The following is a 24,090-nucleotide window of genomic DNA, read 5'->3' on the forward strand; positions in this document are numbered from 1 at the left end:
TTTTAATTTAGGGAGAGAAATCGTATGATTCTTTTTTTAGCTTATGCAGCGGTTTGTTTTAGCTTGTTATCGGGCTTACTGGCTTTGCTTGCCCGGCAGAGAAACCGAGTGTTCGTGCTTATTCGTAAGCTTTGTACACAGAATTCTACAGGTTTTACCTGCTTAGGTAGCGTATTCACTGAAGAAAATTATCTACAGCGTATCCAACAAATCGTTTTTATATCACTGGGCGTAGCAGGTGTCTTTGCCATTGCCGCAGGGTTAGCAGGGATGATGAGTCAATCGGTCGCCCGTGATGTATTGCCTCTGGGGTTGCCGTGGCTACCTTGGCATGTACGCTTTGATAGTTTGTCCGCCTTGTTTTATCTGATTATTGGGATTGCTATTTTTACGATCAGTTTTTATGGGCCAGGTTATGTTAAAAACAATAAAGAACAAGACCATCCGTTTGCCATCTTAGGCTTATTCAGTGGTTTATTTATTGCGGGTATGCTGATGGTCTTACTCGCGGATGATGCGTTCTTTTTTATGATGGCTTGGGAGATGATGTCCGTGGCGAGTTATTTTCTGGTGGCTTTTCAGCATGAAAATTCAGCGAATAGGCGAGCTGCATTTATTTATCTGATTATGGCCGAAGTCGGCGCTATCGCAATTATTCTCGCCTTTGGAGTCCTCACGAGCTTTTCAACAGATTACTCCTTTACCTTTGATGCCTTACGCAATGTCTCGCTTTCCCGTAGTTGGGCCAGCATCGCCTTTGTACTAGCATTAGTCGGTTTTGGTATGAAAGCGGGTTTAGTGCCTCTACATGTTTGGTTACCCGAAGCACATCCCGTTGCCCCCTCGCATATTTCTGCATTGATGAGTGGGGTGATGTTAAAAGTGGCTGTTTACGGTTTAATTCGCTTTAGCTTTGATTTACTCGGTGATATTCAATGGAAGTGGGGGGTCATATTAATGATTTTTGGCTCTATTTCGGCATTAGGTGGGATTTTATACGCCATGATGCAACCGAATTTAAAACGCTTATTGGCCTATAGTTCGGTGGAAAATATCGGCATCATCTTTATGGTCCTTGGTTTATCAATGATTTTTCTCGCCAAAGGCCATCCTAATTTAGCCGCACTTGGTTTTGTTGCCGCTTTGTTTCATGCTTTTAATCATGCCTTATTTAAAAATCTATTATTTTTAGGGGCAGGAATAATTCAACATCAGGTCCATAGCCTGAATATTGAGGATATGGGCGGACTCATTAAACGGATGCCCCATACCAGTAAGTTATTTTTGATTGCTTGCATGAGCATCTCATCGTTGCCTTTATTGAATGGTTTTGTTTCTGAATGGCTCGCTTTTCAAACGGCATTGCAGGTTGGTGTATTAGATGATGCGGTGTTGCGTAGTTTAATCCCAGTGATGGCAGCGGCTTTAGCGTTAACCGCAGCCTTAGCGGCGGCTTGCTTTGTTAAATTATACAGCATAATGTTTTTAGGTTTACCGCGTTCTCGTCATGCCGATAAAGCCGAAGAAACACAAGATAAAGGCATGTTGTTAAGTTTAAGTTTACTCGCGGGCTTGTGCTTTTTATTCGGTATTTTCCCAGGACTGATGCTTAATTTACTGGACAATGTTGCTGTACAAATTATTGGTCAAGGTATGCCTAATGCAGCAGCGGCTGGGTGGATATGGTTAGAACCTGTATCGGCACAACAAGCATCTTACGCTGCACCGATTGTATTGATTTTTTCATTGATTGCAGGCGGTATTAGTTTTTATTATTTACGTCGTGACCCCGCCGTTAAATTGCGTCAATCCGATACCTGGGATTGTGGTTTTGGGGGATTGACCCCGCGTATGCAATATACCAGCATGGCATTTACCATGCCCTTTAGACGCATTTTTGCCAAAGTCTGGAAAATTGACGAAGTGATTGATAAGCAGGCAGGAGGGATGCCCTTACAAGTCACTGATATTCGTTATCAATTACATATCGAAGATCACAGTTGGGTAAGACTCTATCAGCCGATTGAACGCACGGTTAATAAAACTGCTCGTTTAGTGAGTCGGATGCAAACTGGAAATATCCGTGTTTATTTGAGTTATTCATTTTTTACATTATTGTTCTTATTATGGGTGATTAGCTAATGAGTGGATTACTAGCCATTATTCAAATACTGCTGTTTCTTATCCTCGCGCCGTTACTCGCAGGCTGGGTGAAATGGTGTAAATGTCATTTACAAAATCGGAGGGCCCCTTCGATATTGCAGCCTTATCGGGATTTACTAAAACTCACTCATAAGCAGCCTGTGGTTTCTAAACAAGCGTCTTGGTTATTTGTGATTGCACCGTATATTATTTTTTCTGCAACGGTATTAGCGATTTCAGTGATTCCTTTAATTGCCGTTGACTTACCCACAGCAGCGAGTGCAGATGTCATTGTACTGGTTGGTTTTCTGGCCTTTGCACGATTTTTTCTAGTGCTTGCGGGTTTAGATGTAGGCACTGCTTTTGGGGGGATGGGATCATCGCGGGAAATGACGATTTCTTCAATAGCGGAACCAGCCATGTTAATGGCGGTGTTTACCATTACCATGACCGCTTCAACCACTAATTTATCATTTGCGATAGAACATGTTTTACAAGAAGGTCTGGTATTACGTCCCTCTTTTATCTTTGCCTTGTTTGCGTTGATATTAGTCGCGGTTGCTGAAACGGGACGTATTCCTGTCGATAATCCAGCGACTCACCTTGAACTAACCATGATTCATGAAGCGATGATTTTAGAATACAGTGGTCGTCATTTGGCGTTAATTGAATGGGCGAGTCAATTAAAGCTGCTGCTGTATGGGGTTTTGATTGCCAATATATTCTTCCCTTGGGGCATTGCCGAGAGCTTTACCCTGAGTGCATTAGGTTATGGCTTACTCGTTATTATGGGTAAATTAGCGGTGTTAGCTCTCTTACTGGCCATTTCAGAAACCCTGCTGGCTAAAATGCGTTTATTTCGGGTACAAGAGTTTCTGAGTTTTGCCTATTTATTGGGTTTGCTTGGTATGTTAAGCCACATTATTTTGGAGTCGGTAGGTTAATGGATATTGAAAATATTGATCATTATTCCCAAGTTATTTTATCCTTAGCCGCTTTAGTGACCTTAACGTCATTCATTATGCTGGGGCAAGGTCGTTTATTACGCTTGGTGTTTGTTTTTGCTGTGCAAGGTTTTATGTTAGTCGCGGCCACTGCAATTGCCGCATATAGCTTTAATAATTCGCATTTGTATATTTCTGCCGCAATAACGTTCGCCTTGAAAGTTATCTTTATTCCTTGGATGCTTAGGCGGCATATTTTGAAGCTGAATATGCACCGTGATGTTGAAGCCTTGAATAATAAGACCGCTATCATGATGGGCGGTGCAGGCTTAGTCGTATTTAGTTATTATGTGTTGCATCCTATTATGCAAGATTCATCCATGATTCTATTAAATGCGCTGTCTTTAAGTTTGGCGGTTATTTTATTAGGCATGTTATTAATGATTTCACATCATCAAGCAATTGCCCATGTGGTCGGTTTTATGTCGATTGAAAATGGTTTGTTTTTTGCCGCCACCGTATCCACTAATGGTATGCCAATGGTGGTGGAATTAGGCGTTGCCTTTGATGTGCTAGTGGCTGCGATCTTATTTGGTATTTTCTTTCTGCATATTAATAGCAGCATAGATTCTTTGGATGTCGATAAGATGAATCGTTTAAACGAGGTAGACTCATGATTCCAGCTTATTTATTATTATTGTTACCGTTATGTGGGATTGTCTATTTTGCTTTACAGGGACATAAAGACCATGTGGGACAACAAAATATCCGTTTCAATGCCGTGGCCTTATTTCTGTCATTATGGCTAGCGGTTAATGTGTTTAATGCGGGCACTATCTTGTCAGAGGAACATTATTTTATTGTTGATTCCTTTAATGTCTATTTAATCGTGCTAACCGCCTTAGTGGGTTTTACCACTTCGATTTTTTCGGGGCCTTATATGGCGCATGAGAAAGAATTGGGTAAATTAAGTGGCAAGCGTTTAAAATTATATTACTCCATGTATCAGGGCTTTATGTTTGCCATGTATCTGGTACTGACCACGAATAATATGGGGGTTATGTGGGTGGCAATGGAGGCCGCAACACTGGCGACAGTACTATTAGTGAGTTTATATCGTACGCCCGAAGCGATTGAAGCGGCTTGGAAATATTTTATTCTATGTGGGGTTGGGATTGCTCAGGCTTTATTCGGCACTATTTTATTATATTATGCTGCAATACAAATCAACGACTCTGAAAATGCCTTGATGTGGTCAGTTCTGAATGAAAATTCTTATTTATTAAAACCCGATATTTTAGAAATTGCTTTTGTTTTTATGTTAATCGGCTATGGCACTAAAATTGGCTTAGTACCGTTACATAACTGGTTGCCCGATGCCCATTCTGAAGGTCCAACGCCCATGTCAGCGGTGTTATCGGGTTTATTATTAAATGATGCTTTATATGCCGTTGTGCGAAATAAAATGCTGGTCGATGGCGCAACTGATAGCCATATAGCAGGTTATTTAATGATGGGCTTTGGTTTGGTCTCATTTTTAGTTGCAGCCTTTTTTCTTCATCGTCAAAAAGATATTAAACGCTTATTTAGTTATTCTTCAATTGAACACATGGGGTTGATGACATTTGCTTTTGGCATCGGCACACCGTTTGCTGTTTTTGCGGCCTTATTGCACATGACCGTACATTCATTAACCAAATCAGCTATTTTTGTCACGGTAGGTCATGCGGCGCAAATTGCAGGTACGCAAAGTATTGATAAAATCCGTGGATTGATTAAAACTCAACCGCAAGTGGGTTGGGGCTTATTAATCGGGACTTTCGCGATTGCGGGCTTTCCGCCTTTTGGTGTCTTTGCAAGTGAGTTTTTGGTCTTACTCGCGACTATGCAAAGTTATCCGTGGCTCACGCCTTTTCTATTATTAGGTATCGGTATCGCCTGTGCCGGTTTATTTAGAAATATTCAGCCAATGGTTTATGGCGAATGCCCTGAAGGACAGCACGCTGTCAAGGTTAATTTATGGCCTGTGGCTTTGCATCTTGTAATAGTTTTATGGCTGGGATTGGCGATGCCTGATTTTCTGGCGGATTGGTTTACCCAAGCGACTATTTTAATTTCAGGGAGTGCGCCGTTATGAGTGAAATTCAATCAAATTGGCGGACTCGCTTACTTTCCGAACTAGACACAGCAGCTATTAAGCTTGAAATCGTTGATGCCAATAGCGAGCAATGGCATATTGCTCCAGAAAATTGGTTATCTTTTGCTAAATTGGCCCAACAACATTCTATGCGTTGGGCAGCAGGCTGGGCAGAACAAAATTCGGATACTTTTTTAGTACATGCCTGTTTTGCCTTAAAAGGTGAGTATATTTGCCTATCAACCACACTTGACTTTGAACGTGCTGAACTGCCTTCACAAGCAACCATCTATCCTGCTGCAAGCCGTAGTGAGCGACATACACAAGATATGTTTGGCATTAAATTTATGGATCATCCCGATTCCAGAGCTTGGTTGCGCCATCAGGCATGGAGGAAGCATGATTCCCCATTGCGTAAGGACTTCCCACTACAGGGTAATCCTAAAGCCATTACCCCAGCGGATATGGATTATCAGTTTGTTAAAGCGCGTGGTGCAGGGGTGTATGAAATTCCTGTCGGCCCAGTACATGCAGGCATTATTGAACCTGGACACTACCGATTTCAGGCAGTGGGTGAAACCATTTTAAATTTGGAAGCGCGTTTTGGTTATGTGCATAAAGGCATTGAAAAACTCGCCGAAGGACGTACTCCAGAACAATTAGTGCGCCTAGCAGGACGTATTTCTGGGGATAGCACCGTTGCACACAGTTGGGCCGCTTGCCGTGCGATGGAACACGCGGCAGGGATTGAAATTCCTGCCCGCGCGGCTTTTTTACGCGCTTTGTTATGTGAACGGGAACGTATTGCCAATCATCTCGGAGATATAGGCGCAATTTGTAATGATGTCGGTTTTGCCTTTGCACAAATGCAATTCAGCCGATTACGTGAACAATGGCAACGCACTCAGGCTAAGATATTTGGGCATCGGTTGTTGATGGATAAGCTGGTACCTGGAGGGGTGAACATCAATTTATCAGCTGCTGATAGTGCGTTAATCGAGCAAGAATTAAAGGACTTACGTAACGAATTAAACGAAATTATCCCGCCCTTAGATTTAAATTCTTCTTTGGAGGATCGTTTGTTTATCACGGGTTATTTATCGCCTGCTACCGCTGCACTTTATGGCGTTGTCGGTTATGTCGGGCGAGCCAGTGGACAGAATATTGATGTGCGTCGCGATACACCTTACCCGCCCTATACGCAATTAGAGCTTAAAGTCGCCATAGAAGAGCAAGGGGATGTCGCCTCTAGGGTTTGGATACGCATCAAAGAAGTCTTTGCTTCTATCAAATTGATTAAGCAATTGTTGGCACAGATGCCAGAAGGAGAAACAGTAACCGCGTGGAAAATACCCTTAGATCAGAGCCAAGGGCTGGCGATGGTTGAAGGCTGGCGAGGTGAAATTATCAGCTATGTGCGCTTTGCTGACAATAACACCGTGAGTCGTTTTTATGCACGAGATCCGAGTGTTTTTAGTGCATTAGCTCTGGAAAAAATGGTACTGAATAATATCGTACCAGACTTTCCTGTGTGTAATAAATCAGTTAATGCCTCGTATTCAGGTCAGGACTTATAGGAGATCACTATGCTAAGACTTTTTATTAAAACCTTAAAAACAGGTCTCGTCACTGAGCGTATTAAACGCCCTGAAGTGGATGCGTTAGAGCCGCTGGGAATTGAAGTTAAACGTCAAATTGATAAGCGTTTTTCGGGTAGTATTGCTATTCGTGCGGTTGATGCAGGCTCTTGTAATGGCTGTGAACTGGAAATTCATGCACTCAATAATCCAATTTATGATGTGGAGCGTTTTGGGATTCATTTTGTAGCGTCACCCCGTCATGCGGATGTTTTATTGGTAACTGGCCCCGTTTCACGGCACATGCAAACCGCTTTATTGCGTACTTACGAGGCGACCCCTAATCCAAAGTGGGTGGTTGCCGTAGGTGATTGTGCGGCTTGCGGAGGCGAATTTGGGGTTTCTTATGCGAGTTGTGGTGCTGTAGAAAATGTGATTCCCGTTGATTTGGTTATTAAGGGCTGTCCGCCGACACCAGAAACTTTGGTTAAAGGCTTATTGAGTTTAATGGCGAAATAAACCCTCGCGTTCACTGCCCTCAATAAAGAGGCTACCAACTTAAGATGGGACATTACGGAGCGAGGCTTAACCTCAACTTGTCTCGTTTTAAGTTAGTATCTATAAATAAGGAGTACCGCAATGATGTTAACCTTATTAGCCGCACCTATTCTTTTTTGGTTATTTTTTAATTTATTTGTTGTCTCTAGTCATTCTCATGCATAAGATAATCTTTCGTCCTTTTATTATCATCAGTTTGGTGTTGAGTATATTAGTTATTATTTCAGTGGTCGCATTAAGTAGTATAACTTGGAAAAATCAGCTTCGTATTGATAGGATTAAACAAGATATTAACCATGGTAATCAGTTACAGCACTTAGTCTTTCAATTACTAAAACATCAAAGGCAACCTAATTCACCTGCTCTTATTCAAGACAGTGTTAATCAACGCATTGATATTCATAATAAAATAATTAACTTACTTAATAATCAATACCCTGCTGCTAAAAATACCACCGAAGCATTGAAAAAAATTCAGCATTTACTGATAAAGGTAGAGCAGGGTTATCAGCAAGACCAAATTAAAGCCGTACAATTGTTACTCAATGTACTGTCACAACAATCTCAAGAGGAAGAAAAATTATTAGATGAAGTGTATCTTGATAGTCAATTAGAATTAAAGTTAGCTATTTTAATTCCTTCCAGTGTCTTTTTAATTTTTTTAAGCTTTGGATTATTATTTTTTAATCGCCATGTGATGAGACCCATTAAAGCATTGGATGAACTGTTATCAAATCTTATTAAAGGCGAAAAACAACCTATTGAAAATAATAAAATCGATTCCGTGATGCAGCCATTATTTAATAACTATAATTGTTTAGTCATTCGTTTATCCGAATTAGAACAAGAACACTTATCACATACCTATTCACTAGAAAAAGAAATTCGCAATGCCACTCATACTTTATTAGAGCAAAGCCATAGCCTCGCACGTACTGAACGACTTGCGGCAGTCGGTGAATTAGCGGCTACGGCTGCTCATGAATTACGCAATCCCTTAGCGGGTATTCAGGTTGCATTGGAAAATATGCTTCAAGACTGTCATGATGAGGATATGAATGAACGTTTGACCATGATTAATTCAGAAACCAATCGTTTAACAAAACGACTTAATGGCTTATTGGCTTTTTCTAAACAAACCCCTGAAGAAGCTAAGAGTATTGATTTATATGTGTTAATTAATGACCTCATTACCTTGTTGAATTATCAGGTAAAAGAAAATATATCGTTACATTATCAGGTTGAAGAAAACACAATGGCTTTTCTACCAGAAAACGAATTACGTCAGGCATTACTCAATTTATTACTGAATGCCATACAATCCATAGGTACTGAGGAAGGCGTGGTAAATCTTCATGTGCATCGTCAAGATAATAAGCTCATGATTATAATTAGTGATACGGGGGCTGCTTTTCCAAATTTATTATTGGAACAGGGAATTAGACCTTTTGCCAGTTATAAAGAAAAAGGCACAGGATTGGGATTATCCATGGTGCAACGCTTTGCTAAATCTTATGGCGGTACTTTGGCATTAAAAAATGATAGCCACGGCTATGCTTGTGCATCACTAATATTACCGGATGAACAATGAGAGAAAGTTTATTAATCATCGAAGATGAAACCTTGCTAGGACATGAATTAGCTCGGTATTTTCGTAAACAAAATTGGGAAACAACGCTGGTTTGTAGTCTAGCTGATGCTGAAAAATGTTTAGCGGAACAAGGGGTAGATCCTCAAGTCATCTTATCGGACATGAATTTACCTGATGGCAATGCACTCGATTTATTGGAACAATTTCAAAACGCTAATAATAATAGTATTGAATGGATATTTTTAACAGGATATGGCTCAGTTTCTGATTCCGTTAGGGCGGTACGCTTAGGTGCTTATGATTTTATAGAAAAACCTTGCGAATTAAAACGTCTGAATATGTTGGTTGCAGGGGCTGCACGGAGTGCGAGAGCGCAACGTCGCCTTGAAAATCAAACTCAAGAGCAAAATAACAAATATTCTATCCATACGCTAGTAGGTCATAGCCAAGCAGTTAACCAGTTACGAACAATGGTTATGCAAGTGTCTCAAGTTCCTTTTTCTAGCATGATTATTACAGGTGAAACAGGGACAGGGAAAGGCTTAATCACCAATATATTGCATTATTCTGGAATGCGCGCTAAAGGCCCTTTAATTCAAATTAATTGTGCAGCATTGCCGCGTGAATTATTGGAATCTGAACTATTTGGTTATGAAGCGGGTGCTTTTACGGGTGCAAAAAAACGGCATCGTGGTTTGTTCGAACAAGCACATCTGGGGACGCTGTTTTTAGATGAAATCGGTGAAATGGATTTAGATTTGCAAGCAAAATTGCTTAAAGCGGTTGAAGATTTTCGTATTCGTCGTTTAGGGGGAGAGAACGAAATAGATATTGATGTGCAAATTATTGCTGCAACCAATAAGAACTTGGTACACGAGGTGAGCATAGGAACGTTTAGAGAGGATTTATATCATCGCTTGAATGTGATTAACTTACCTATACCGCCATTAAGGGATCGTTTAGATGATTTACGAGAGTTAGTCTTACTTTTTGTTGCAGAAAATAATGCTAAGTCTAATAAAAATATCAGAGTAATTCCTGAAAGTGTTTTAAAAAATTTAGAAAATTATCACTGGCCAGGTAATATCCGTGAGCTACGTAATATTATCGAACGTTGTGTTTTACTCGCAACAGGGAGTGTGTTTCCTGAACAATGGTTACAGTTACCTAATAACGCTAATCAACGGTCTATGTCGACTAATGACGGTGTATTTTTACCGCTTGATGGATCATTATCACTCCAAGATATGGAAAAATATATTATTCAAGATGTTCTGGATCGGACAAGTAATAATGTTACAGCCGCTGCCAGAATGCTCGGAACGACACGAGAAACCCTTCGATACCGCGTACAAAAATATAATCTGAAGTGTCCCTAAAAATCTATTAGCTTCTTTGTACTTGATAAATTATATAAAGAAGATTAGGGGTTTTTAAATGGGTAAGAATAATATCTGCGTCAAATAAATTAAAGTTATTTATAATCAATGCTTTAGTGTTAAGTTTCTGACATTGACTCTTGTATCTTAGATTCCAGTGTCAATTTAGTTAAATAAATGGCACTATCCAATGACGGTTGGATGAGAGGTAGAGACACTGTAAGTACTCTTGATTAGAAAAATCGTGGGTCAGATTAGTGCCTAGCTCTCTTTAATAACGCCTTCAAATGCGAACAGTATCTTGTGCCTGCAACCACGCAAGAGCACGAATAGTTACAAGAATGCCATGACGTTATTTTATCCAATTTTAGTTTACACTTAATGGGAGATAATACAGTGATTTTTATTGGAATTGATATTTTTAAACTTACCTTTTTAGAAAAATATTAAGTAAATTACGAAGCTTATTTTGTGATAAATAATGAGAAAAAATAGTCATACATAGCTGGTGATTTAAGCGACTATCAATCAAGGTGTCAGAGTTGTAGCCCGTATGGAGCTTGCGTAATACGGGGTTTTCGGCACGATGTTTTAATTGTGTCCATAAATATTGTCGTTTTATATGAAGTGTTAACGTGGGGTTTCCCGTATTACGCAAGCTCCATACGGGCTACTTGCTTTATACATTCCACGGATTATGTAACGCTATTTCAAATAACTTAAAGTCATCGGTATTACGAGTAACCAATGTGAATTCACCGTGTATTGCAGAGGCGGCAATTAAGGTATCCATGATAGGGCGTGTTAACCCTTTTTTACTAAACGTCCCTAATAATTCTCCCCAATAACGTGCTAATTTGGTATCAATAGGGATGATTTTATTTTCAAACCACGGGAGTAAAACACCCTCTAACCATTGCGTTAGGTTTTGTTGATAAGCAGGGTCACTGAGTTTGCTAATTCCTTTTTGAATTTCACAAACGCTGACGCTACTGATATATAAATGTTGTTCATCAATTTGGCTCAACCAATCGGTAACGCCTCTATCAGGTTGTGGTTTTCTAAGTTTGGATAAAAAACAGGTATCTAGCAAATAGTTCATAATTCAATATCTCGTCCTGTCTCTTTTGAGCGAGAAGTATCTAGTTCGATGTTTGCCCACGGTGAATTTTGCATTACGTTAAGTAATGAAGGTTTAGTTTTTTGTGGATAAAGTTTTCGATAATCTTCTATTGAAATAATTGCAACGGTTTCTTTGCTGCGTAGAGTAATAATTTGCGGTTCTTTTCGTGCTTCTTGCACCACCTGACTAAATTTATTTTTTGCTTCTTGTAATTGCCATTGCATAATTATTTTCCCATTAAGGCTAGAGTGGCTAGACACTTTATCAAATTGTTTTTCATAGAGCAATTTTTGCTTTTATTATCTACCCAACCATAAGTAAAATTGTTATTTTTAAAAATGTATTTATTTTTGCAATATTAAAATAAATTTTTAAATGAACTTGACAAATACGCTTGATTTAGGGTGGTTATTACGTTAGTGTCACCTAATTTTATGTACTAATTTGGTGACTTACTATTTATATGAGCGACTTGCTACTTACTGAAAACAAAAGGGAATTTAAGGCGTGGTGGATTAGATGATGCTATATTAAGTTTTTGATTTTTTGAGAGGCTTTGATTATGTATGCAGCAATAGAAGGTGTTTACGAAAATGGACGAGTGATTTTAAAAGAAGCTGCCCCAACGACAAAAACTAGTAAAGTTTTGATTATGTTTATTGAAGAAGAAATAAATAAAACTGCGCCAATAAAACAGACGAATAAAGGTGTGAAAATAGGCAGTTTAGTCGGTAAAGGTTACAGTATTCCAGATGATTTTGATGAACCACTTGAAGATTTAAAAGAGTATATGTGAAATGGATTATTTAATTGATACGCATATATTAATTTGAATTTTATTTGCCGCAAGTTGAGCTGATTAAAAATATTTAGCCGATAAAGACAAGTTATATGTGGCGAAGTATAATACGGGATTTTCGGCACGATGTTTTAATCGTGCCCATAAATATTGTCGTTTTATATGAAGCGTTAACATGGGGATTTCCGTATTACGCAAGCTCCATACGGGCTACTTGCTAAGCCACCTCAATCATTTCAACTGATCCATCTTCTTGAACTTCGGCTATATGTCCTTTGGGTTCTTCAATAAATTGCACGGCAATTAATACGATTAATGCGCCTGAAGCAATCACCATGAAAAATATTGACGGTGAAACGAACGATAAAACGGTTAAAAATAAGACCGCTCCTACATTACCATAAGCTCCGACCATGCCAGCAATCTGTCCTGTCATACGACGTTTAATCAAAGGGACCATTGCAAATACCGCGCCTTCACCCGCCTGCACAAAAAAGGAGCAACACATGGTCATTGCAACCGCTAACCCAATTGACCATTCAGAATCAATTTGCGACATAATGCCATAACCGACTGATAAGCCTAAAATAAAAATAGTTAGCGATAATTTACGACCAAACTTATCACTAATCCAACCCCCACCAGGTCGGGCGACTAAATTCATAAAGGCAAAACCTGCGGCTAATAATCCTGCTTGCACCATGCTTACCCCTTGAGATTCATGAAAAGTTTCATAAAAAAACATCGGTAACATAGAGACCACCGCAAGCTCTGAACCAAAGGTAATTAAATAAGCTAAATCTAAAATGGCTACTTGTTTGAATTTGTATTTATGAATTTCATCAACAGGCTGCTGTAAATGCTCTTCATTAACATGAACAATTTTATAAACATTGTAGAAAAATAACACCCAGATACCGAGGTAAGCACAAAGAGCAGAACTACTCGAAAGCAAACTCACCCCTGCTGGCGATAATTTCCACGTTAATAGCGTTAAAGTCGCATATAAAGGAATCGTCATTGTCACATAAAAGAATAAATCCCAAATGCTGGTTACTTCCATCGCCCCTGCTTTTTTCGGTTTGAAATAAGTTGAGCCTTTAGGCGTATCCGTGACACTGAAAAAATAAATCACTGAATAAATTAAAGCAATCACACCTGTTGATGCAATCGCATAACGCCAGCCATTTTCACCGCCATATATTAAAGCTAAGGTCGGTAACGTCATTGCCGCCGCTGCTGAACCAAAATTTCCCCAGCCACCATAAACTCCTTCAGCAACGCCCACTTGTTTGGCTGGAAACCATTCGCCGACCATGCGAATGCCAATGACAAAACCCGCCCCGACAAAGCCCATTAAAAAACGTGCTAACGCCAGTTGTTCAAAACTTTGAGCAAAAGCAAACATAAAACACGGTAGGCTGCCTAACGCCAGTAAAGTGGAAAAAGTGCGTTTAGGACCAAATTTATCGACTAAAATGCCAATCACAATACGAGCTGGAATGGTTAATGCCACGTTTAAGATTAAAACTGTTTTAATTTCGGCTTTAGTCATCCCAAGTGAATCAGCGATCACGAGCATTAATGGGGCGTGATTGAACCACACCACAAAGCTAATAAAAAAAGCAATCCACGTCGTGTGGAGAATTTTCATATTGCCTGAAAAAGACAGTAAATTAAATTTTTGCGTTGACATATACACACCCCTATAAAGTTGGAAAATTTGTTTGTAACTATTTGAACGGTTTAATCCTATTAAGGGTTATATAAGCAGTTTATATGCCAAGTAAATTGATTCCTTTAAAGCGATTGGTTGGGTTTTAAGCTGGCATATATTCTGCTTGACTCTATGATTAAGGGTAATAAATGAGTGAGGATTTAAAAATGACAGCGGTAAATGAACTTTCTGTAAGCATTGCTTATGCAAGTGATAAAGGCATTAAAGAAGAAAATGAAGATTTTTTTGGCAGTTTAATACCTGAAGGCGCACAACTGACTCATAAAGGCATTAGTGTGGGTATTGCCGATGGTATGAGTGGTTGTGAGGCAGGCAAGGAAGCGAGTCAGTGTTGCATCGTGAGTTTTTTAAATGATTATTACAGCACGCCTGATTCGTGGACGATTAAAAAATCAGGGCAAAAAATTTTATCCGCGACCAATTCTTGGCTTTACAGTCAAGGACAAATTCAGTATGAATCATCGAAGGGAATGGTTTCTACGTTGAGTGTTTTGGTGTTTAAATCAACCACCGCACATATTTTTCATATTGGAGATTCACGGATATATCGTTTGCGTAAAGGACGCTTTGAACAAATGACCCGCGATCATCGTATTTTTTTATCCAAAGATAAAAATTATTTAAGTCGAGCCATGGGAATAGAGCCTCGTTTAGAAGTTGATTACAAAGCGTTTCCTTTGGAAAGAGGCGATGTTTTTTTAATGACGACGGACGGTATTCATGATTTTATAGAGGATAAAAATTTAAAAAATTGTTTACAAACAGGACACAATTTACAACAGCAAGCACAGGCCATTTTAAATCAAGCGGTGGATAATAAAAGTGATGATAATTTAACCTGTCAAATCATTAAAATTGAACAATTACCACCCATTGAAGGCGATGAAGTTTTGCGCCGTCATGTGAATATTCCTTTCCCCCCTCTATTGAAAGTGGGGATGCTGTTGGATGGTTATCGAATCGAGGAAGAGCTACACGCCAGTAATCGGACTCAGATTTATAAAGCGTTTGATACAGAGACTCAAAGTCGGGTTATTCTAAAAACCCCTTCGATATTATTTAACGATGATACGCACTATATTGAACATTTTTTGCACGAGGAGTGGGCAGGAAAACGTATCCAGCATAAAAATGTCCTTAAAATTCTTAATCTAAATAAAGAAAAAAGCTATCTTTATTATGTCACTGAATATATAGAAGGTCAGACTTTAAGACAATGGATAGATGCCAGCCTTTATCCAAAAGAGATAAGTGAAATAAGGGAAATAATCGAGCAAGTGGTGAAAGGTTTGCGTGCTTTTCACCGTATGGAAATGTTGCATCAAGATTTAAAGCCTGAAAACATTATGATTGACAGGAATAATGTCGTAAAAATTATTGATTTTGGCTCGGTTAAAATTGCAGGGATTGCAGAAATAACCCCCTTAGATTACGATAAAGAAGAAAATATTTTAGGCACGTTAAATTACAGCGCACCCGAATATCATTTGGGGCAAACAGGCACGATACAATCGGATATTTATTCACTGGGAGTGATTACTTATGAAATGATTAATCACGCGTTACCTTATGGGCAAATGCCTGAAAAACCTAATAAAATCAACCTAGCTAAATTACGTTATATTTCAAGTTTTCATCACAATACAATGGTCCCTGCTTGGATAGATGGTGCATTGAAAAAATCGACTTCGCTGAACCCTCAATTACGTTATGAGCATTTATCAGAATTTATTTATGATTTATCCGCGCCTAATACACGATTTTTAAGTGCAGAAGAAAACATTCCATTTATAGAAGGCAATCCGCTGTTATTTTGGAAATCGCTGACGGCTTTATTATTTTTAAGTAATTTGGTGCTTATTTATTGGTTTAATTAAGACGCATTGATCGCATCCCTTTAATTGATGCACTATTTTAGTGCGTTAATTAAATAAAAACTAAATCCTATTTAATTGTAAGTTATTATTTATCAACTACTTACAAATATCTCAAAGCCACTTGGCATGTTAAATGCTTAATTTGAAATCATTCATATTAAACATTGCTGAGAATCAAGCATGAGTAGGAAACAAACATTAGTGGTTATTGGAAATGGCATGGTCGGGCAAAACTTCCTGACTGGCTTAATGGCAAGCCCTCTCAAAGACAACTATGAGGTGGTGACATTTTGCGAAGAATCGCTGGTCGCTTATGACCGAGTGCATTTAACCGACTATTTTTCAGGCAAGAGTGCAAACGATTTATCGTTAGTCGAAGATGGTTTTTTTGAAGATAACGGTATTACCATTCATATTGGCGATAAAGCCGTTGCGATTGATCGTGCGCGTAAATTAATCACGTCTGAAAAAGGGGTAAGTATCGCTTATGATAAAATCGTTTTAGCCACAGGTTCTTATCCGTTTGTTCCACCGATTCAAGGACATCAACGCGAACAATGTTTAGTTTATCGCACGCTTGACGATGTAGAGGCGATTACAAAAATTGCAAAAAAATCTAAAGTAGGGGCGGTAGTCGGTGGAGGCTTATTAGGTTTGGAAGCGGCGAAAGCCTTAAAAGATTTAGGTTTAAAAACCCACGTTGTTCAGTTTGCACCCCGTTTAATGGCGGTACAGGTTGATGAAGGCGGCGGTGCAATGTTGGAGAAAAAAATTGAAGACTTAGGCATTAGTGTTCACACCAGTAAAAATACCACCAAAATTGCGGCAGGGAAATCGTGTTTTCATAAAATGAGTTTTGCGGATGGTGGTGAACTTGAAACTGATATTATTTTATTTTCCGCAGGGATTCGTCCGCGTGATGAGTTAGCCAGTTCAGCAGGATTAGCCTTGGGTGCACGTGGCGGCATTCAAATTGATAACCAATGTCGTACGTCTGATCCTGATATTTTTGCAATAGGCGAATGTGCGATTTGGAACGGTGAAATTTTTGGTTTAGTTGCACCAGGTTATGCCATGGCACGAACCGTTTTGAATGTCCTTGAAGGCGGTGACGCTGAATTTACAGGGGCAGACATGAGTACCAAACTCAAATTAATGGGGGTAGATGTCGCGAGTATCGGTGATGCTCATGCGCGAACGCCTGGTGCTTTAGTTTATACTTATCAAAATGGGGCAGATGAAGTTTATAAACGTTTGGTTGTTAGCCAAGATAAAAAAATACTCTTAGGCGCGGTATTGGTCGGGGAAGCTTCGGGTTATGGAACGTTATTACAATACTGTTTAAATGGAATTGAATTACCTGAACATCCCGATTCATTAATTTTACCTTCACGTTCTGATGAGTCCGTTGGTTTAGGCGTGGATGCATTACCTGATTTGGCGCAAATTTGTTCCTGTCACGATGTGACTAAAGGACAAATTTGTCGCGTTATTGAATCAGGCTGTATGACCCTAAATGGTTTAAAAGATGAGACTAAAGCCGCAACAGGCTGTGGAGGGTGTACGGCGTTATTAAAATCAGTTTTAGATTCTGAATTAGAAAAATCGGGTATTGAAGTCGATACTAGCCTTTGTGAACATTTCTCTCATACTCGCCAAGACCTTTATAATTTGGTCATGGTTGAGAAAATAAAAACCTTTGATGCGTTATTAGACAATCACGGACAAGGACGCGGTTGTGACGTTTGTCGTCAAGCAGTCGGTTCAATTCTAGCGTCTTATTGGAATGAATATGTTCTGGAAAAAAATCATTTAAGTCAGCAAGATACTAATGATACGTTTCTAGCGAATATGCAAAAAGACGGGACTTATTCCGTTGTTCCTAGAATGACAGGTGGCGAAGTTAGCCCTGATGGTTTGATTGCCATTGGACAAATTGCCAAAAAATATAATCTTTATACTAAGGTTACGGGCGGACAACGCGTTGATTTATTTGGCGCAAGAGTGGATCAATTGCCTCCGATCTGGAAAGAACTCATTGAGGCGGGTTTTGAATCAGGTCATGCTTATGGAAAATCTTTAAGAACGGTTAAATCCTGTGTCGGTAGCACTTGGTGTCGTTTCGGAGTTGATGACAGTGTGGGTTTAGCGGTGGAATTAGAAAATCGCTACAAAGGGTTACGCGCACCGCATAAAATTAAATTTGCGGTTTCAGGTTGCACTCGTGAATGTGCCGAAGCGCAAGGTAAAGACATAGGAATCATTGCAACCGAAGGCGGCTGGAATTTATATGTCTGCGGCAACGGTGGAATGAAACCTCGTCACGCCGATTTATTCGCCACTAATTTAGACAAAGAAACGTTAATTAAATACATTGATCGGGTCTTAATTTTCTACGTCCGAACGGCTGAACGTTTACAACGAACCTCAGTCTGGATGGAAAACATGGAGGGCGGGTTAGATTATTTAAAATCCGTGGTCATCGAAGACAAGCTTAATTTGAGTCAGTCCTTAGAATCACAAATGAAGCATGTTGTTGATACTTATCAATGTGAATGGAAAACCACCATTGAAAGTGAAGAAAAACTCAAACGTTTTCGTCATTTTATTAACAGTGATAAAACCGATGAAAATATTGTCTTTGTTGAAGAACGCGGACAAATTCGCCCGGCCGATGAAGAAGAACGTCAACATTTTAAATTAGTGGAGGACGCGTAAATGTCTCAATGGATAGATGTAGGCAGCGTGGATGATCTCCAAGCTGATTCTGGCGTGTGTGCGTTAGTGGAAAACACGCAAGTTGCGATTTTTTATATGCCGAAAGAAAATGGCCTCTATGCGATTAATAACTACGACCCTTTTAGTAAAATTCAGGTCTTATCACGGGGCTTAATCGGTGATATTAAAGGAATCCCGATGGTTTCCTCTCCAATTTATAAACAACATTTTAATCTTCAAACGGGACAGTGTTTTGAAGATAAAACTGTTTGTATTAATACTTATGCGGTAAGAAATAAAAATGGGCGTATTGAAGTGAGTCTTACGGAATAAATGATGAATTATAATTACTATATTGCTGATATTTTTACTAAAGAAGTTTTTGGTGGTGCACAAATTGCTGTTTTCCCTAATGCCGATGGCTTGACTGATGAAGCTATGCAGTTGATTGCCAAAGAATTTAATCTTTCGGAAACAGTGTTTGTCACTCACCCAGAAGCTGAAGGAAATACTCGCCGAATGCGTATTTTTTCGCCATTAGAAGAAAAAGACTTCGCGGGACACCCTATTATTGCTACGGCTTACGTTTTAGGCACTTGCGGTGATGTTAAATTAAAAGAAACCATTACGCCGATTTTATTTCAACAAAATCTAGGTGATATTGAAGCGAATGTCACCAGCGAATCGGGTAAACCTGTTTTTGTACAATTTAGTCGTCAAAGCAGTTCTATTATTGATCGTTTTACGCCTAATGATGATGAGTTAGTCAGCTTTTTAGGTTTAGATCAATCGGAATTAGATCATAAAAAATACAGTCCGCGTTTAGTTTCTTGTGGGTTTCCGTATTTAATTGTGCCTGTATGGAATTATGACAGTGTACGCCATGCTAAATTTAGTTATAGCGCGTGGAGTCAATCTATAGCCCCCCAAACGGCGGCTTCTGAAATTTTATTATTTGCACCCAAATCACCGTTTAATGATGCCGATTTTAACGTGCGTTTATTAGGACCTAATATTGGCATTCATGATGATCCGCCTGTAGGAACGGCAATGCCAGCGTTTGCGGCGTATTTATGTTCATTTGATATTACTCAAAAAGGGACACATGTTTTTGCAGTAGATAGAGGTGATGAAGAAACGCGTCGTAGTGTGTTGAATTTAGAAATGGATAATAAAGGAAAAGAGCTGTTGACGCTTAGGACTGGTGGCACGGCAGTTATGTTTGCGGAAGGTAAGATTATGGTTTAAAACGTTATTTATAGCTAGAATTGACTTATAACCACAATGTAATTATAAATATCATTACATATCAATATACTTAATATTAACTAATAAATGGTTCTTTCATGCTATTTGGTCGAAACAAAAAAAATCCCATTAAAATTACTGACAAAGGCATTGTCAAATGGTCGTATTCCACTTGTAATTATTGCTCGACAGGCTGTGCGATAGAAATTGGAATCAATAAAGAAGGCGACCCTGTCGGTGCGCGAGGCGTTGCGAGCGCGGATGTTAATCGCGGCAAACTCTGTACCAAAGGTATTTTTGAACATGAAATTTTTAATTCCGCAGGCCGTGGAACAACGCCTTTAATTCGTGATCGTATTCATGATGATTATCAAGAAACCAGTTGGGATTCGGCACTCGGTAAAATGGCGGATGAAATCAAGCGTATCCAAGAAAAATACGGGCGTGATTCGTTTGCGATTGTTTCAACAGGACAAATTTTAACCGAAGGCTTTTATACGTTAGGGAAATTAGCACGCGGCGTAATTGGCACAAATAATTATGATGGCAATACCACGCTGTGCATGGCCTCAGCAGTTTCAGGGTATAAACGCTCTTTTGGTTCCGATGGCCCACCAGGGTGTTATGAAGATTTTGAACATACGGATTGCTTATTAGCATGGGGCTCGAATTTACCTGAACAACATCCAATTATTTATTGGCGATTTAAAGAAGCCCAAGAAAAACGCGGTTTCCCATTAATTGTGATTGATCCTAGAGTCACCATGTTTGCCCAAGCAGCGGATATTCATTTACCAATCACATCAGGGACGGATGTGGTATTAATGAATGCGTTAATGTATGTGATTTTAGATGAAGGCTTGGAGGATCAAGCTTACATTAAAGCCAATACCACTGGTTTTGATGAACTCGCTGCCGAAGTACAAAATTATGACCCCGTGAGTGCGGCTAAAATTTGTGGGATTGATGAAGATACCATTCGCGTTGTGGCACGTCTCTATGCCAAAGCGGGGGCAGCGATGAATATCTGGTGCATGGGAATTAACCAAAGTACGCATGGTTCAGATGGGGTGGTGGGTTTAAATAATCTTAGTTTATTAACAGGAAATATTGGTAAAAAAGGCGGCACCAGTTTATCCATTACGGGACAGTGTAATGCGATGGGAACACGAGAATGGTCTTCATGTTCGGGATTACCTGGCTATCGGTTATTAGAAAATCCCGATGATCGCGAAGAAATAGGTAATTATTGGGGGGTTGATCCTGAATTTTTTCCTAAAAAACGCGGCATGACGCAGACCGATATTTTCCCTGCGATTGAAACAGGAAAAATTAAAGGCTTATGGTTAGTTGGAACTAACCCCATGACCTCAATGGCGAATACCGCTCGAATTCGTAAAACCTTAGAAAAACTTGAATGCTGTATTGTGCAAGATTCTTATTTGGATGTTGAAACCACAGAGTATGCACATATTTTTTTACCCGCGGCGATTTGGGCAGAAAAAGAAGGCGTGTTCACCAATACCGAACGACGGGTTAATATTATTCGTAAAATTAAAGAACCTTATGCGAATACTAAAACCGATTTACATATTTTCAACGCCTTAGCTCAACAGTTTGAACAAGGTCGAAAAATGACTTTTCCTGATAATTTCCATGAAGTATTTGCTGAAATGTGTGAATTATCCAAAGGGCGATTGGTTGATATTTCAGGGATGACGCATGATTTAATTGAGCAACATCAAGGGATTCAATGGCCGTATACCGAAGCTCAAGCGAAAAGAGGTGAAACTCCTGTTAAAGGTGGCTTACGATTATATACCGAGGATGCAACGTTTCGATTTGCGGAGGGTAAAGCTAAATTAATTCCATTACCCTTTATTGATAATAATGAAAAACCTGATGAACAATTTCCTTTTTGGTTAAATTCTGGGCGATTAGTGGAGCATTTTCACTCTCGTACCCGTACTGGAAAAATTGCCAATAATAATAAATTTAGTCCTACCCCGTTTATGGAAATGAATCCTGATGCGGCGATAGAATTAGGGATTAAACATCAATCCTATGTTCGAGTGATTTCAAAACGAGGTGATGCCATTGTGATGGTGATGCTAACCCAACGAATTGCCCGCAATATGGTTTTTATTCCGTTTCACTTTTTTAATTGTGTTAATCGTTTAACCCTCGGATTATTAGACCCACATTCACGTCAACCTGCCTTTAAACAATCCGCAGTTAACATCGAACTCATAGACCAAAAACAAGCGGCGATTCTGAATAAAGAAGCACGTACCTATTAAGGAATTAAGAAAATATTATGTTTGAAGTCCGTCCCGATGAACCCAAATACGCTTTTTTAGAAAAATTGGAGAGCCAAACTAAAAACCATTACGGTAAAAATATAGAATTAACCTCAGATGTTAGTGAATTACGCAATGAAAGTTTATTAATTAATGGGGATGAGGCTATTGGTGATAATCCTAATCGTTATAAGCAACATGGTTTCTATTTAAATGTCGATAATTGTATTGGTTGTCATGCTTGTGAATCGGCTTGCAGTGAAAAAAATGATGTTCCCGCGCATTTAGCTTTTCGGTCGGTCGGTTTTATTGAAGGCGGAAGTTTCCCGAATTATCAACGAATTAATCTTTCGATGGCCTGTAATCATTGTGATGATCCCGTGTGTTTAACAGGCTGTCCCACTCGTGCTTATACTAAATTTGCCGAATATGGGGCAGTGTTACAAGATCCTGATATTTGTTTTGGCTGTGGTTATTGTACATGGGTTTGTCCTTATAATGCGCCGCAACTTGATCCCGTAAAAGGTGAAGTCAGCAAATGTAATATGTGTGTGGATCGTTTGGAAGTGGGCTTAAAACCCGCCTGTGTTGCGGCTTGTTTAGGTAACGCGCTGGATTTTGGGGTTGTTGAAGATATTCCTGAAAATCGTGAACAAGCAAAAGCGGCCATTCCAGGTTTTCCAACCCCTGAAATTACCCATCCTAATATTCGCTTTCAACAAACAAAAGCCACGCAACAGGAAATGACGCGTACCGATTCGATGCCGATTAAATATCATAAAGATAGTCCGCAAAGTGAATTTAAAGCGGTTGTCGATGAAAAGCAAGGGCATGAAAAATTTTGGAATTTTAAAACATTATTAACCAGTCATGAGTCCGCACATGTAATTTTCACCTTGTGTATCCAAGCGACTATTGGGGTATTATTGATGTTGATTTTAGGCGATATTTTTGCGATTGAAGCCTTAAGTTTATTAACTGAAAAAGCTTTATTATTGCCCGTGTTGTGGGTAACAATTGTGATTTCTACAATAGGTTTATATAAACTCAATATGCACTTAGGTAAACCGCATCGGTTTTATCGCGGCTTTAATAATTTACGTTTATCACCTGTGAGTCGGGAAATTGCAGGGGTATCGATGTTTTATACTGGCTTACTAGGTTATGGATTGTTTGCATTATTTGATAATGCCTTTATGGGTTTTATTGCCACGAGTTTTGCTTTATTAGGGGGGTTAAGTGGCCTCATTGGTTTATTTTACATGTATAAACTGTATCGAATTCCTGCGCGTCCTTTTTGGGATCATTATCAAACGGCGACGGCATTTGTGGGTTCAATGCTTAGTTTTGGCGCGTTAATTATTGCGGTGGTGACTACCATTGTCCTACCCTTGAGAGTTGATGCTATTCTGTTATTACAATCCTTAGCGACTATCATGGCAATCGGTTTAAGTTTAGAGGGCATTGGGCATATTTTTCATGCTCGTGATATGAAAACGAGAAACAATGAAGGTGCGGCCTCCTATTATCGTCAAGTCACCCAATATGGAAAATCATATTTATTACGAAATGGTTTATTAGGGATTAATTTATTAGCGTCTATCTTGATGATCTATGTGGAATCTGCGCTGGCATTTATTATCCTTGGTGGATTATTAACGGTCTCCATGTTAGTCATGGGTGCATTTGGGCGTTCATTATTTTTTGTATTGGTCATTCCAACCACCATGCCAGGTGCCTTTTTCTGGAAAAATGATGGCTTTGTCGATCATGCTAGAGAAACGGGATTAGCCGATATGCCACAAACAGGCGTTGTTTATGAAAGACATCATGCGTTTAAGGTTGATGAGTTTATTCAAACCTTAAAAGGAAATTCCTTTAAAGATATGCTTGAACATGTAAAGTGGATTTTTGGTCGTCAATAAATCGCTGGTAAATGTGGATTTCACCCTTTTTTAA

Annotated in this window: 18 protein-coding genes; 15 read left to right on the forward strand and 3 right to left on the reverse strand. The window is 39.3% G+C overall.

Features of this window, described 5'->3' with window-relative positions:
• Positions 1-24: 24 nt before the first annotated feature.
• The 8 genes from hyfB to Q9M50_07565 all read left to right on the forward strand — a co-directional run bounded on the left by hyfB (position 25) and on the right by Q9M50_07565 (position 10,328).
• Positions 25-2,142 (forward strand): hydrogenase 4 subunit B, encoded by a 2,118-nt coding sequence (gene hyfB, locus Q9M50_07530; protein MDQ7090481.1) that lies wholly within the window; start codon positions 25-27, stop codon positions 2,140-2,142.
• A complete protein-coding gene (locus Q9M50_07535; GenBank protein ID MDQ7090482.1) occupies positions 2,142-3,086 on the forward strand; it encodes an NADH-quinone oxidoreductase subunit H in 945 nt (314 codons plus the stop codon). Before hyfB ends, Q9M50_07535 begins: the two co-directional genes overlap by 1 nt.
• Entirely contained in the window at positions 3,086-3,763 is a 678-nt protein-coding gene (locus Q9M50_07540) for a formate hydrogenlyase (GenBank protein ID MDQ7090483.1), read from the forward strand. The genes Q9M50_07535 and Q9M50_07540 overlap by 1 nt, the downstream gene beginning before the upstream one ends.
• Entirely contained in the window at positions 3,760-5,223 is a 1,464-nt protein-coding gene (locus tag Q9M50_07545; protein ID MDQ7090484.1) for a hydrogenase 4 subunit F, read from the forward strand. Before Q9M50_07540 ends, Q9M50_07545 begins: the two co-directional genes overlap by 4 nt.
• The gene (locus Q9M50_07550; GenBank protein ID MDQ7090485.1) at positions 5,220-6,800 is read left to right on the forward strand and encodes an NADH-quinone oxidoreductase subunit C; all 1,581 of its coding nucleotides are present in this window, start codon (positions 5,220-5,222) and stop codon (positions 6,798-6,800) included. The genes Q9M50_07545 and Q9M50_07550 overlap by 4 nt, the downstream gene beginning before the upstream one ends.
• A gap of 9 nt (positions 6,801-6,809) precedes the next feature.
• Entirely contained in the window at positions 6,810-7,319 is a 510-nt protein-coding gene (nuoB, locus tag Q9M50_07555) for an NADH-quinone oxidoreductase subunit NuoB (GenBank protein ID MDQ7090486.1), read from the forward strand.
• A 196-nt stretch (positions 7,320-7,515) separates the two neighbouring features.
• A complete protein-coding gene (locus Q9M50_07560; GenBank protein ID MDQ7090487.1) occupies positions 7,516-8,949 on the forward strand; it encodes an ATP-binding protein in 1,434 nt (477 codons plus the stop codon).
• Positions 8,946-10,328, forward strand: coding sequence for a sigma-54 dependent transcriptional regulator (locus tag Q9M50_07565; protein ID MDQ7090488.1), 1,383 nt, complete (start codon positions 8,946-8,948; stop codon positions 10,326-10,328). The genes Q9M50_07560 and Q9M50_07565 overlap by 4 nt, the downstream gene beginning before the upstream one ends.
• Positions 10,329-11,007: 679 nt before the next feature.
• Here the strand turns inward: Q9M50_07565 and Q9M50_07570 are convergent.
• Positions 11,008-11,430 carry a type II toxin-antitoxin system VapC family toxin gene (locus tag Q9M50_07570; GenBank protein MDQ7090489.1) on the reverse strand — a complete coding sequence of 141 codons (423 nt, stop codon included), beginning with the start codon at positions 11,428-11,430 and terminating at the stop codon, positions 11,008-11,010.
• A complete protein-coding gene (locus tag Q9M50_07575; GenBank protein MDQ7090490.1) occupies positions 11,427-11,711 on the reverse strand; it encodes a type II toxin-antitoxin system Phd/YefM family antitoxin in 285 nt (94 codons plus the stop codon). Before Q9M50_07575 ends, Q9M50_07570 begins: the two co-directional genes overlap by 4 nt.
• Positions 11,712-12,013: 302 nt before the next feature.
• Here Q9M50_07575 and Q9M50_07580 point away from each other — a divergent pair, with 302 nt between their 5' ends.
• Positions 12,014-12,247, forward strand: coding sequence for a DUF2281 domain-containing protein (locus tag Q9M50_07580; GenBank protein ID MDQ7090491.1), 234 nt, complete (start codon positions 12,014-12,016; stop codon positions 12,245-12,247).
• Positions 12,248-12,467: 220 nt separating this feature from the next.
• Here the strand turns inward: Q9M50_07580 and Q9M50_07585 are convergent, their stop codons facing one another.
• Positions 12,468-13,946 (reverse strand): NarK family nitrate/nitrite MFS transporter, encoded by a 1,479-nt coding sequence (locus Q9M50_07585; protein MDQ7090492.1) that lies wholly within the window; start codon positions 13,944-13,946, stop codon positions 12,468-12,470.
• 170 nt (positions 13,947-14,116) lie between these two features.
• Here Q9M50_07585 and Q9M50_07590 point away from each other — a divergent pair, with 170 nt between their 5' ends.
• The 6 genes from Q9M50_07590 (at position 14,117) to Q9M50_07615 (ending at position 24,056) form a co-directional block, all read left to right on the forward strand.
• Positions 14,117-15,865: a bifunctional protein-serine/threonine kinase/phosphatase gene (locus Q9M50_07590; GenBank protein ID MDQ7090493.1), complete on the forward strand. Its 1,749-nt coding sequence runs from the start codon at positions 14,117-14,119 to the stop codon at positions 15,863-15,865.
• Positions 15,866-16,045: 180 nt separating this feature from the next.
• A complete protein-coding gene (gene nirB, locus Q9M50_07595; GenBank protein ID MDQ7090494.1) occupies positions 16,046-18,583 on the forward strand; it encodes a nitrite reductase large subunit NirB in 2,538 nt (845 codons plus the stop codon).
• Positions 18,584-18,916, forward strand: coding sequence for a nitrite reductase small subunit NirD (gene nirD, locus Q9M50_07600; GenBank protein ID MDQ7090495.1), 333 nt, complete (start codon positions 18,584-18,586; stop codon positions 18,914-18,916).
• 3 nt (positions 18,917-18,919) lie between these two features.
• Complete coding sequence (locus Q9M50_07605) at positions 18,920-19,831, forward strand: PhzF family phenazine biosynthesis protein (protein ID MDQ7090496.1); 912 nt, start codon at positions 18,920-18,922, stop codon at positions 19,829-19,831.
• Between the two features lie 98 nt (positions 19,832-19,929).
• Positions 19,930-22,131: a nitrate reductase gene (locus Q9M50_07610; GenBank protein MDQ7090497.1), complete on the forward strand. Its 2,202-nt coding sequence runs from the start codon at positions 19,930-19,932 to the stop codon at positions 22,129-22,131.
• Positions 22,132-22,148: 17 nt separating this feature from the next.
• Positions 22,149-24,056, forward strand: a complete 1,908-nt coding sequence (locus Q9M50_07615) for a DmsC/YnfH family molybdoenzyme membrane anchor subunit (protein MDQ7090498.1) — start codon at positions 22,149-22,151, stop codon at positions 24,054-24,056.
• Positions 24,057-24,090: the final 34 nt, after the last annotated feature.

The sequence above is a fragment of the Methylococcales bacterium genome, from assembly GCA_030949405.1.
GTDB lineage: Bacteria > Pseudomonadota > Gammaproteobacteria > Methylococcales > Methylomonadaceae > WTBX01.